The 11,861-nt window shown below is 69.8% G+C and carries 11 protein-coding genes and 1 tRNA gene; 9 read left to right on the plus strand and 3 right to left on the minus strand.

The window, feature by feature from the left end:
* From ABZ646_RS27320 to ABZ646_RS27330, 3 genes are all read left to right on the plus strand, one after another.
* The coding region (locus tag ABZ646_RS27320; protein WP_360524159.1) for an AIM24 family protein at positions 1-1,182 on the plus strand (1,182 nt) is incomplete at its 5' end.
* 11 nt (positions 1,183-1,193) lie between these two features.
* Positions 1,194-1,874, plus strand: coding sequence for an AIM24 family protein (locus ABZ646_RS27325; RefSeq protein ID WP_360524162.1), 681 nt, complete (start codon positions 1,194-1,196; stop codon positions 1,872-1,874).
* A gap of 17 nt (positions 1,875-1,891) precedes the next feature.
* The gene (locus tag ABZ646_RS27330; RefSeq protein WP_358981421.1) at positions 1,892-2,647 is read left to right on the plus strand and encodes an AIM24 family protein; all 756 of its coding nucleotides are present in this window, start codon (positions 1,892-1,894) and stop codon (positions 2,645-2,647) included.
* A gap of 47 nt (positions 2,648-2,694) precedes the next feature.
* Here the strand turns inward: ABZ646_RS27330 and ABZ646_RS27335 are convergent, their stop codons facing one another.
* Together ABZ646_RS27335 and ABZ646_RS27340 are read right to left on the minus strand one after the other, a co-directional pair.
* On the minus strand, positions 2,695-3,216 hold the full coding sequence (locus tag ABZ646_RS27335) for an NUDIX domain-containing protein (protein WP_360524165.1): 522 nt from the start codon (positions 3,214-3,216) through the stop codon (positions 2,695-2,697).
* Positions 3,213-4,643, minus strand: coding sequence for a zinc-dependent metalloprotease (locus tag ABZ646_RS27340; protein ID WP_360524168.1), 1,431 nt, complete (start codon positions 4,641-4,643; stop codon positions 3,213-3,215). The genes ABZ646_RS27335 and ABZ646_RS27340 overlap by 4 nt, the downstream gene beginning before the upstream one ends.
* A gap of 192 nt (positions 4,644-4,835) precedes the next feature.
* Here ABZ646_RS27340 and ABZ646_RS27345 point away from each other — a divergent pair, with 192 nt between their 5' ends.
* From ABZ646_RS27345 to ABZ646_RS27360, 4 genes are all read left to right on the plus strand, one after another.
* Complete coding sequence (locus tag ABZ646_RS27345) at positions 4,836-5,948, plus strand: SDR family oxidoreductase (RefSeq protein ID WP_360524171.1); 1,113 nt, start codon at positions 4,836-4,838, stop codon at positions 5,946-5,948.
* A gap of 131 nt (positions 5,949-6,079) precedes the next feature.
* Positions 6,080-6,541, plus strand: coding sequence for a molybdenum cofactor biosynthesis protein MoaE (locus ABZ646_RS27350; protein ID WP_132888754.1), 462 nt, complete (start codon positions 6,080-6,082; stop codon positions 6,539-6,541).
* A gap of 116 nt (positions 6,542-6,657) precedes the next feature.
* On the plus strand, positions 6,658-6,822 hold the full coding sequence (locus tag ABZ646_RS27355; RefSeq protein ID WP_358981426.1) for a hypothetical protein: 165 nt from the start codon (positions 6,658-6,660) through the stop codon (positions 6,820-6,822).
* Positions 6,823-6,893: 71 nt separating this feature from the next.
* Positions 6,894-7,991: a PDZ domain-containing protein gene (locus ABZ646_RS27360; RefSeq protein ID WP_360524175.1), complete on the plus strand. Its 1,098-nt coding sequence runs from the start codon at positions 6,894-6,896 to the stop codon at positions 7,989-7,991.
* 63 nt (positions 7,992-8,054) lie between these two features.
* Here the strand turns inward: ABZ646_RS27360 and ABZ646_RS27365 are convergent, their stop codons facing one another.
* Positions 8,055-8,597, minus strand: a complete 543-nt coding sequence (locus tag ABZ646_RS27365) for a PPA1309 family protein (protein ID WP_360524178.1) — start codon at positions 8,595-8,597, stop codon at positions 8,055-8,057.
* A gap of 174 nt (positions 8,598-8,771) precedes the next feature.
* On the opposite strand from ABZ646_RS27365, the gene ABZ646_RS27370 reads away from it, so the two are divergent.
* Both ABZ646_RS27370 and ABZ646_RS27375 read left to right on the plus strand, forming a co-directional pair.
* A complete protein-coding gene (locus ABZ646_RS27370) occupies positions 8,772-11,720 on the plus strand; it encodes a UPF0182 family protein (RefSeq protein ID WP_360524181.1) in 2,949 nt (982 codons plus the stop codon).
* Positions 11,721-11,761: 41 nt separating this feature from the next.
* A tRNA-Met gene (locus tag ABZ646_RS27375) sits at positions 11,762-11,835 on the plus strand.
* Positions 11,836-11,861: the final 26 nt, after the last annotated feature.

An 11,861-nucleotide genomic window follows, 5' to 3' on the forward strand; every position in this document is an offset into this window, starting at 1 on the left:
GCCGTCGAATCCCTGGCCGACGGCGGTCTTGAGGCGCTGCTGAAGAACTTCGGCGGCGAGGTACTGGAGGAGGAGGCGCCCGCCGCGCCGGCGCCGCAGCAGCCGCAGGCGTCCGCCCCCGGCTTCGCGCCGCCCGCGTTCGCCGCCCCGCCCGCGCCCGCCCCGGCCCCTCAGGACTTCACCCCGCCCCCCGCGCCCCAGGACTTCACCCCGCCCCCGGCCCCCCACCCCGCGTCCGCCCCGAACGTGCACGCCGCGCCCACCCTCATCGCCCCGATGACCCCGCCCGGCACCGTGCCGCCCCCCTCCCCGGCGCCATCGCCCTACGGCGGGCCCGTCGCCCCGCACGCGCCCGTGCCGCCCGGCTACGGCCAGCCCCCTGCGCCTCCGCAGGCCCCCGCCCCACCGCCCGGTTACGTCCAGGCCCCGCCCCCGCCGCCCGGCTACGCCCAGCAGCCGTCGCTCGGGCAGGTCCCCGGCCAGCAGGCCTACGGAGTCCCGCAGGGCGCTCCCCAGGGCGGCGCCGGGGTGGGTGCCGCACTCCAGAAGTTCAAGGAGACGCCCACCGGGCAGCGCTGGACCCCCCAGAACAGCAAGCTCATCCGCGCCGACCTCGGCATGGACGGCCGGCCGGTGCTGGCCCGGCAGGGCAGCATGGTCCTCTACCAGGGCAAGGTCGACTTCAGCTACAAGGGCGCCGGATTCGCCGGCCGGATCGTGGGCAACGCCACCGGCCAGGAGATGCAGCTGATGCGCTGCACCGGCCAGGGCCAGGTGTTCTTCGCCGAGAACTCCGCCCATCTGCACCCGATCGAGCTCCAGGGTGACGCGATCTGCGTCTCCGCCGAGAGCGTCCTCGCCTTCGACGAGAGCCTCCAGCACGAGGTCCGCCGCATCGAGGGACACGGCATTCCCGGCGGTGCGCTGTTCACGATGCAGTTCCAGGGCACCGGCACGATCGTCGTCAAGACCCACGGCACGCCCGTCGTGCTGCCGGTGACCCCCACGACCTTCGCCGACTGCAACGCGGTGGTCGCCTGGTCGGCGGCCTCCCAGGTGATCGTCTCCAGCCAGGTCCGGATGCGCCGCAACGCCTACCCGGGCGACACCGGTGAGAGCGTCAACCTGCAGTTCCGGGGTGCGCCCGGCAACTTCATCGTCGTCCAGCCGTACGAGGTCTGAGGGAGCCCGTCATGAACCAGCCGCTCGCGGGCTACGCCCCCGCACCCGTCACCGCCCGTATGGAGAACCACGGCGACCACATGCTCAAGGTCGCCATGCAGACCGGGAACGACCTCCTCGCGCGCGTGGGGTCGATGGTCGCCTACGAGGGCTTCGTCCAGTACGAGCCCAACCCGCCGGCCGTGCGTCAGATCGCCCGTGACTGGGTCACCGGCGAGGGCGCCCCGCTGATGAAGTGTTCCGGGGACGGCCTTCTCTACCTCGCCGACTACGGCGCGAACGTCGTCGTCATCAACCTCGACGGCGACGGCATCTCCGTCAACGCCACCAACCTGCTCGCGTTCGACGCCCACCTCACCTGGGGCGTGGAGCGGGTGAAGGGGCTCGCGAAGTTCGCCGGGCAGGGCCTGTGGAACACCAGGATCTCCGGACAGGGCTGGGTCGCGCTGACCTCCCGGGGCAAGCCCGTCGTCGTCGACTGCGGCGGCGGCGAGGACGAGACGTACGTCGACCCGGACGCACTGGTCGCCTGGTCCCCGAACCTCAAGGTGAAGGGCAAGCGCAGCTTCAAGGCGCAGTCGCTGATCGGCCGGGGCAGCGGCGAGGCCTATCAGATGGCCTTCTCCGGCCAGGGCATCGTCGTCGTCCAACCCAGCGAGGACAGCACCGACCGCCTCCGGTTCCGGGGCTGAGGGGGAGTCAGGAAACCATGCAGAGCCCGCTTTTCGCCTTCAACGACTCCCAGGCCCGGGACCGCTACAGCCTCCAGAACAAGCAGATGCTGCGGGTCGTCCTGGAGGGCCACGACGACGTCCTCGCCCGCAAGGGCACGATGGTCGCCTACCAGGGACTCGTCGAGTTCGACGCCGAGTACACGAACAACCAGCAGGCACGCGCGCGTGCGTACACCGGCGAGGGCCTGGACCTGATGCGCTGCCACGGGCAGGGCACGGTCTACTTCGCCAACCTCGCCCAGCACATCCACGTCCTGGACGTCGAGCAGGACGGTCTGACCGTGGACAGCGGCTACGTCCTCGCCATGGACTCCTCGCTGCACCACGAGGTCGTCGCCGTCGACAGCCTCTACGGCATCTCCGGGTCCGGGAAGTACCAGCTGAACATCACCGGGCGCGGCAAGGTCGCCCTGATGACCTCCGGTGCCCCGCTGCTGATGCAGGTCACGCCCGACAAGTACGTCAACTGCGACGCCGACGCCATCGTGGCCTGGTCCACCGGGCTACGGGTCCAGATGCAGGCCCAGACGCATTCCTCGGGAGTCTGGCGGCGCCGCGGCAGCACCGGTGAGGGCTGGGAGCTGAGTTTCATGGGAAGTGGCTTCGCGTTGGTCCAGCCGAGTGAGCTGCTGCCCCCGCAGAACGCCCAGATCGGCCAGGGCCTCGCCGCCCAGTTCGGCATGGGCCAGCAGGGAGCGCGCGGGATGAACCAGGGCAACGTCTGGAGCTGAGACCCCCGAAGGCGGGGGCGCCCGCTGCGGCGAGCGCCCCTCGCGCGTCAGAGCCGCGCGAGGGTTTCTGCCAGCAGCTGTACAACCGAGTCGTCGGCGACCTCCGGGACCTCCTCGTAGGCGAACCAGCGCAGGTCGAGGGACTCGTCACTGATCGTGTGAGCCGCTCCCCGCGGGGCCAGGGCCGCGTACTGGACGTCGAAGTGCCAGTGGCACGGCGCGGGGATCGGATGCCGGTCCAGCCGCACCGGGCCGCCCGGCAGCAGCATGAGGCCGGGGATCCCGGACTCCTCGGCGGCCTCCCGCAGGGCCGCCGCCGCGAGCGTGGCGTCGCCCGGCTCGCAGTGGCCGCCCATCTGCAGCCACATCCGCAGCTTCCTGTGCAGGGTCAGCAGCACCCGGTCGTGCTCGGGGTCGATCACCAGCGCGCTCGCCGTCACATGGCCCGCGTGACAGGCCTTCCACAAGCCGTCCGGATGGGCGGCGAGATGGTCGAGGTAGGCCTGGCGCAGCTCTTCCTGGCCCTCGTACCCCTTGAGGACGAGGACCGCGTCGTCGTACAGGCTCACTCGGTGTCGTCGCCCTCTGCCTGGTCGTCCTGGTCGCCCTTCTTGCGCAGGTCGGGCTTCTGGGCGGCCTCGCCGAGCATCTTGTCCAGCTCGGAGAAGTCCAGCTGCTCGCGGTGCACGAAGCCGTCCGGGTCGTCCAGGTCGGACGCCGTCGGCAGCATGTCCGGGTGTGCCCACAGCGCGTCCCGCCCGTCGACACCGCGGGCGTCCGTGAGCGAGGCCCACAGCCGGGAGGCGTCGCGCAGCCGGCGCGGGCGCAGCTCCAGGCCGATCAGCGTGGCGAACGTCTGCTCCGCGGGACCGCCCGTGGCCCGGCGCCTGCGCAGCGTCTCGCGCAGCGCGTCCGCGGACGACAGGCGCGGCTTCGCGGCCGCGTGGACCACCGCGTCGACCCAGCCCTCGACGAGCGCCAGAGCCGTCTCCAGACGGGCCAGGGCCGCCTTCTGCTCGGGGGTGTCCTCCGGCTGGAACATGCCCTGCTGAAGGGCGTCCTGGAGCTGCTCCGGGTTCTGCGGGTCGAACTGGCCGACCACGTCCTCCAGCTTGGCCGTGTCGACCTTGATCCCGCGCGCGTAACCGTCGACTGCGCCGAACAGGTGTGAACGCAGCCACGGCACATGCGCGAACAGGCGCTGGTGGGCCGCCTCGCGCAGCGCGAGATACAGCCGCACCTCCTCCTTCGGCACACCGAGGTCCTTGCCGAACGCCTCGATGTTCACCGGCAGCAGCGCGGCCTTGCCGGGCGGGTTCAGCGGCAGGCCGATGTCGGTCGAACCGACGACCTCACCCGCGAGCACCCCCACGGCCTGCCCGATCTGGGTGCCGAACATCGCGCCGCCCATCGAACGCATCATGCCGATCAGCGGGCCCGCCATGGCCTGCATCTCCTCCGGCAGGACGTCGCCCATGGCGGCGCCGACCCGCTCGGCGACCGGGTCGACCAGCTCCTGCCAGGCGGGCAGCGTCGCCTCGACCCACTCCGCGCGGGACCACGCCACGGCCGAGCCGGAGCCGGACGGCAGCGACGTCGCGTCGTCCAGCCACAGGTCGGCCAGCCGCACGGCCTCCGCCACGGCGGTGCGCTCGGCGGGACCGACGCTCGCGTCCTTGACGCCGTCCGACGTGCCCTGGGAGACCGTCTGGCGGGCGATCTGCTTGGCCATGTCCCAGTTCACCGGCCCGCCCTCGTACGAGAGCATCTGGCCCAGCTGCTGGAAGGCCGCGCCCAGGTCGGTGGGGTTCAGTGAACCGAACATGGCGGCGAACGGATTGTCGGCGCCGGGGCCGCCGAAGCCGCCGGGCGTACCGAAACCGAACGGGTTGGCCGGTCCCTGCCCACCACCGCTCTGCTGGTCCTTCTTCTTGCCCTCGTCGCCGTCTTCCGGCTCCTCCGGCGGAAGGCCGAAACCGAATGGGGTGTCACTCACGGGAATCCTCGGCTGGTAAGGCCACCGGTTCTCTCCGGCGGCGCGGCTGCCCGACAACACCACCCAGCGTAGACACCCCGACCCGATCGGGCCTCGGTGCTTCGCCGACAGTCGGCCTGCGGCAGGATGGATGCCACCTGGTACGTACGCGTCACTCGCGCCCGTACTGAAGACAACCGCTGGAGACGCCCGGTGAGTTCCCCAGATCCGCAGGTTCGCGCAGCGCGAAACCCGTCAACCCCTCCCGTCATGCGCGGGCCCGTCGTCGCCGTCACCGGCGCCGCGACCGGGGTCGGCGCGCTGCTCACCGAGCTGCTGGCCGCGTCCGAGGAGATCAAGCAGGTCATCGCCATCGACGAGCGGCGCGGGGAGTGCGCCGACGCCCAGTGGCACATCCTCGACGTGCGGGATCCGGCCATCGCGGACAAGCTGCGCGGGGCCGACGTGGTGGTGCACCTCGCGCTCGACCTGGATCTGGAGACGGATCCGGCGGCGCGTACGGCCTACAACGTGCGCGGCACGCAGACCGTGCTGACCGCGGCGGCCGCGGCCGGGGTGCATCGCGTGGTGCTGTGCACCTCCGCGATGGTCTACGGAGCACTTCCGGAGAACGAGCTGCCGTTGGCCGAGGACGCGGAGCTGCGGGCGACCGCCGAGGCCACGGGCGTGGGCGACCTGCTGGAGATCGAGCGGCTCGCGCGCCGGGCACCCCGTGCGCATCCCGGCCTCAATGTCACCGTGGTACGCCCCGCGGTGCTCGTCGGCGGCACAGACACCGCTCTGACCAGGTATTTCGAGTCACCGCGCCTCCTTGTCGTGGCCGGTTCACGGCCCGCCTGGCAGTTCTGCCACGTCGATGATCTGTGCAGTGCGCTGGAGTACGCCGTGCTGGAGAAGGTCGACGGGGAACTCGCCGTCGGCTGCGACGGGTGGCTGGAGCAGGAGGAGGTCGAGGAGCTGAGCGGGATCCGGCGGATGGAACTGCCGTCGGCGGTCGCGCTCGGCGCCGCGGCCCGGCTGCACCGGATCGGGCTGACGCCGTCGCCGGCCGGCGACCTCGCCTACACGATGTACCCGTGGGTGGTCAGCGGGAGCCGGCTGCACGATGCCGGGTGGCGCCCTGGCTGGACGAACGAGGAGGTGCTCGCCGAACTGCTGGAGGAGGTGGCCGGACGGCACACCGTCGTCGGGCGGCGGCTCGGGCGCAAGGACGCGACGGCCGCGGGTGCCGCGGGCGCGACGGTCGCGTTGCTGGGTGCGGCGGCCGTGGTGCGGCGCGCCCGGAAGGCCCGGCGGCGCATCTGACGCCTCCCGTCCCCGCATCGCCCGTCCGCGCATCGGGAGGGCAGTGCTGTAGGAGCCTCCAAACGCACGCGCGCGCGTGACGGGTGTTGGTCGTGTTCCGTGTGGTCGCGGGCGTGCGGCACCATGGAGGCATGGCTGCTGTGAATGATCACCCCGGTGAGCTGGGTGGCGACGATCCCGTCCGGCTGATCGCGATCCGTGAGAGCGCGCTCTCCGTGGACGAGGTCTTCGCGGCCCTGGGGGACGATGCGGCCGGCGGTGTCGCGTTGTTCGTGGGGACCGTGCGGAACCACGACGGGGGCGCCGACGTCGACGCGCTCGGGTATTCGTGCCACCCCAGTGCCGAGAGCGAGATGCGGCGGATCGCCGAGAAGGTCGTCGCCGAGTATCCGGTGCGGGCGCTGGCCGCCGTGCACCGGGTGGGGGACCTGCGGGTGGGTGATCTCGCCGTGGTCGTCGGTGTGTCGTGTCCGCATCGGGGGGAGGCATTCGAAGCCTGCCGGAAGCTGATCGACGACCTCAAGCACGAGGTGCCCATCTGGAAGCACCAGAAGTTCTCCGACGGGACGGAGGAATGGGTCGGGGCCTGCTGAAGGACCCACGCCATGACTCAGGTTGCGTAACCGTACCCCTCGCGTGAGCGTTGTCAGTGCGGGTGATTAATCTGTTGATCAGTCAGTCGCGGACGGTCGTGGGGTAGGAGGTCGGCATGGCGGCGCTCGTCTGGTTGCTGATTCCGCTGGTGGCGGCGGTCGGCGCCGCTCTGTGGGGCAGTTGGGCCAACCGGACGAGAAAGGCGCGGAGCGACGGTCCCGAGCTCGACGGCTACGCCCGGTTCCGCGAGGCCATGGAGCGGTCCCACTCCGGTGGCTGAGACCCGGCCGGGACGTGTGCGACGGACGGCCCTGACGGTGCGCTGACAGACGCGTCCCGTACTGTCTTTCCATGCCACGCCGCACCGCGACGATGCTCGCCTCCACCCTGATGCTGATCGCGCTCCTGTGCGCGGGAGTGCTCATCAACGTGCCGTACTCGGAGATGTCCCCCGGCCCGACCGTGAACACGCTCGGGGACCACGACGGCGAGCCGGTGCTGCAGGTCTCCGGGCACAAGACCTATCCCACCTCCGGGCACCTGAACATGACCACGGTCCGGGTCACCAGCGCCGACTACAAGATGAACCTGGTCGAGGCGGTCTACGGCTGGCTCTCGCACGACAGCAAGGTCGTGCCCCACGACACGCTCTACCCGGACGGCAAGACGGAACAGCAGTCCACCCAGGAGAACGCCGAGGAGTTCAGCCAGTCCCAGGAGAGCGCCAAGGTCGCGGCCCTGAAGGAACTCGGCGTCCCGGTGCGGTCGTGGGTGATCGTCTCCACGGTCCTCAAGGGCTCGCCCGCCGAGGGCAAGCTGCACGCCGGTGACGTGATCAAGGCCGTCGACGGCACCGCGGTCAAGCAGCCGTCCGACGTCGCCAAGCTGGTCACCAAGCACAAGCCCGGTCAGGACGTCGTCTTCACCGTCGTACCGGCCAAGGAGCAGGCCGCCGCCGAGAAGGCGAACAAGACGGCCACCACGACCGAGAAGGTCACCGTCACCACGACCACCTCCGACGACACCGGCGAGAAGCGCGCCATCGTCGGGATCTCGGCCGGGACCGATCACACGTTCCCGTTCTCCATCGACATCAAGCTCGCCGACGTCGGCGGCCCCAGCGCCGGTCTCATGTTCTCGCTCGGCATCTACGACAAACTGACCCCGGGCAGCCTCACCGGCGGCAAGTTCGTCGCCGGCACCGGCACGATCGACGACGACGGCACGGTCGGCCCGATCGGCGGCATCTCCATGAAGACCATCGGGGCGCGCAGCAAGGGCGCGCAGTACTTCCTGACGCCGGCCGACAACTGCGCCGAGGCCGCCAAGGACAACCCGAGCGGACTCACCCTGGTCAAGGTCAAGACCATGGACGACGCCCTCGGCGCCCTCAAGGACATCCGCGACGGAGACACCGGCGCCCTGCCGAAGTGCACGACCAAGGGCTGACGGACCCGGCTGCCCGGGGCGCCCTCCCGACAGGGGCGCCCCGGGCAGCCGTGGGCGAGGACCTCAGTCCTCGAACGTCGCCCTGAGAGCCTCCGCGAGGCCCGGGACCAGATCGGGGCCGGTGAGGACCTCCGTCGGCGAGTCCTTCTCGCGCAGCCGCACGGCCGATTCGCGGGTGCCGTCGCGCAGGACGGCGACGGTCATCCGGACCTCCTGACGGTCGGGGTGGTTCGCCACCCACTTGGTCAGCTTGGCCCCGCTCATCCCCTCCGGTACCTGGGACTCGGCGGACGGCGGCAGCATCAGGCGCTCCACGGTGAGCGCGCAGCCGACCACCGCGTCGGGCCAGGCGATGGTGCCCAGGAACTCGTCCAGCGCTTTGTCCGTTGGCACTTCGTCCTGCTCGATCGGGGTGAGACCGGTGGTCGCCGACTCGTCCTCCAGACCGAGCTGGGCGGCGAGTGCCGGTTCCTGCGAGCGCAGCCGGACGGTGTCGACGAGGGCGAAGAGGCGGGCGGGCTGGTCCCAGCCGAGCCCGGAGGCGTACTCGTCGATCTCGAGTACGGCCCGGGTGAGCGGGTTCCCTGCCATGGGAGTGTTGGACATGGTCACAATCCTGCCTCGTTCATGGCCGGAATCGGGAACCGAGTAAACCGTGAGTAAGTTGCATAGGTGTGGCCTCGCGATCACGGGGGACCACGGAAGGCCCACGAACACCCGGGCCCGACGGCAAGAAACAGACCCAACAGCGACTTCGAGGTGCGCACCTTGGCTTTCCAGATGCCGGACCGCGGCGGAGGCCCGACGGGGCCACGGATCAGAGCGGCGGGACGTCCGTCCCGGCGCGTCCGGACCCTGCTCCTGACCCTGGGCGTCCTCGCCGTGCTCGGCATGGCGTTCAGCATGTTCGCGGGCTTCTGGACGAACTGGCTCTGGTACCGGTCGGTGCACTACTCCTCGGTGTTCACCACCACCCTGTGGACCAAGATCGGGCTGTTCTTCGTCTTCGGTCTCCTGATGGCCGCCGCGGTGGGTTTCAACGTCTGGATCGCGCACCGGCTGCGACCGCCGCTGAGCGCCATGTCGACGGAACAGCAGAGCCTCGACCGCTACCGGATGGGCATCGCCCCGTACAAGAGGTGGCTGCTGCTTGCGGTCACCGCGCTGGTCGGGCTGATCGCCGGCGCGTCCGCGGCCGGGCAGTGGCGCACCTGGCTGATGTGGGTCAACGGCGTGCCCTTCCACCAGAAGGACCCGCAGTTCCACCTCGACGTCTCCTTCTACGCCTTCGACCTGCCCTGGTACCGGTTCCTGCTGGGCTTCGGCTTCGCCACCGCGATCCTCTCCCTGATCGCCGCCGCGCTCACCCACTACCTGTACGGCGGGCTGCGCGTCACCAGCCCCGGCGCCCGCGCCACGGGTGCCGCGACCGGTCACCTCTCGGTACTGCTCGGGGTCTTCGTCGCGCTCAAGGCGGTCGCGTACTGGCTCGACCGCTACGGACTGGCCGTCAAGTCCAGCGACTTCAAGGCCACCGGCAACTGGACGGGCCTCAGGTACGTCGACGCGAACGCCTATCTGCCGGCCAAGACCATCCTGTTCTGCATCGCCGTGATCTGCGCGCTGCTGTTCTTCGCCACGCTGTGGCGGCGCACCTGGCAGCTGCCCGTGATCGGCTTCGGCCTGATGGTCCTGTCCGCGATCCTCATCGGCGGGCTCTACCCGGCGATCGTCCAGAAGTTCCAGGTCCAGCCCAACGAGCAGGCCAAGGAAGCCCCGTACGTCCAGAAGAACCTCAAGGCGACCCGCGAGGCGTACGGCATCGACGACACGAAGGTCACCGAGTACACGGGCAAGAGCACCACCACGGACAAGACCAAGCTCCGGGACGACGTCGACTCGACGGCGAGCATCCGGATCATGGACCCGAACATCGTCTCGCCGACGTTCCAGCAGGCCCAGCAGATGTGGAACTACTACGCGTTCCCGACCAATCTGGATGTGGACCGCTACACCAAGGACGGCAAGGTCCAGGACACCGTCATCGGTCTGCGCGAGCTGAACCTCGCCGGCATTCCCAAGAACAACTGGATCAACGACCACTTCCGCTACACCCACGGCTACGGAGTGGTCGCCGCCAAGGGCACCGAGGCCGACGGCCAGGGGCAGCCGGTCTTCACCGAGTCCGACCTGCCGTCCACCGGCGACCTCGGCACGTACCAGCAGCAGATCTACTACGGCGAGAAGACAACCACGTACTCGATCGTCGGCGGTCCCCAGAAGGAGATCGACTACTCCGACGACAGCGGTGAGAAGACCACCAGCTACGCGGGCAAGAGCGGGGTCAGCCTCTCCAGCGCGATCAACCGGGCCGCGTACGCGGTGGCGTTCAACGAGCCGCAGATCCTCTACTCCGGTGCGATCGGCGACGGTTCGCGGATCCTGTACAACCGCACGCCCAAGGAGCGCGTCGAGGCGGTCGCACCCTGGCTGACCATCGACGGCGACGCCTACCCCGCGGTCGTGGACCACCGCATCCAGTGGATCGTCGACGCCTACACCACGTCGAACGGCTATCCCTACGCCTCCCGTACGACGCTCGGTGACACCACCGCCGACTCGCTGACCGCGGCCAACAACTCGCGCGCGGTGGTCGCCCAGCAGAACCAGGTCAACTACATCCGCAACTCGGTGAAGGCGACCGTCGACGCGTACACCGGCGCGGTCAAGCTCTACCAGTGGGACACCAAGGACCCGGTGCTGAAGACCTGGATGAAGGCGTTCCCCGGCACGGTGCAGCCGAAGGCCGCCATCTCCCAGGACCTGCTGGACCATCTCCGGTACCCGCAGGACCTCTTCAAGGTCCAGCGCGAACTGCTCACCCGCTACCACGTGACGGACGCCCAGACCTTCCTGACCGGCAGCGAGGTGTGGCAGGTGCCCGACGACCCGACCAACAAGTCGGGCAACGCGGTGCCGCCGTACTACCTGAGCATGAAGATGCCGGACCAGAGCCGGCAGGCGTTCTCCCTGTCGACGACGTTCACGCCCAACGGGCGGAACAACCTCAGCGCCTTCATGTCGGTCGACTCCGAGGCCGATTCGCAGGACTACGGCAGGATCAGAATCCTGAAACTGCCGACCGGTACGGCCGTCGACGGACCCAAACAGGTCCAGAGCAAGTTCAACTCCGAACAGGACATCGCCGCCGCGATCAAACTCCTCAAGGGCGGCGACTCCGAGGTCGAGTACGGCAATCTGCTGACCGTGCCACTGGACGGGGGCCTGCTGTACGCGGAGCCGGTCTACGTCCGCGGTGCCGGCGTCAAGTACCCGTTGCTGCGCAAGGTGTTGGTCACCTACGAGGGCAAGACCGCCTTCGAGGACACCCTCGACGAAGCGCTCAACAAGGTGTTCGGCTCGGACGGTTCGGACACGGGTTCCTCGGACACCGGGACCACCACGCCGCCGACGTCCGGGAACCCGACGGTCCAGGCAGCGCTCGACGACGCCCAGAAGGCCTTCGAGGCGGGCCAGGAGGCCCTGCAGAAGGGCGACTGGACCGCGTACGGCAAGGCCCAGAACGACCTGCGGGACGCGCTCAAACGGGCCGAGGACGCGCAGTCGAAGGCGAACGGCAAGGGCGGGGGTGCGACCGCGGGCAGCAGTCCGAGCCCCGCCGCCGGTCCGAGCAGCAGTCCAAGTGCCGGCAGCAGCCCCGGCGGATGATCGGATCCACCCCGCGCCGTGGTACTGTTCAGAGGCAACGGCGCGGGGTGGAGCAGCTCGGTAGCTCGCTGGGCTCATAACCCAGAGGTCGCAGGTTCAAATCCTGTCCCCGCTACTGCAATCGAAGGCCCGGATCCTCTT

It is taken from the genome of Streptomyces sp. NPDC007162 (assembly GCF_040634175.1).
GTDB lineage: Bacteria > Actinomycetota > Actinomycetes > Streptomycetales > Streptomycetaceae > Streptomyces.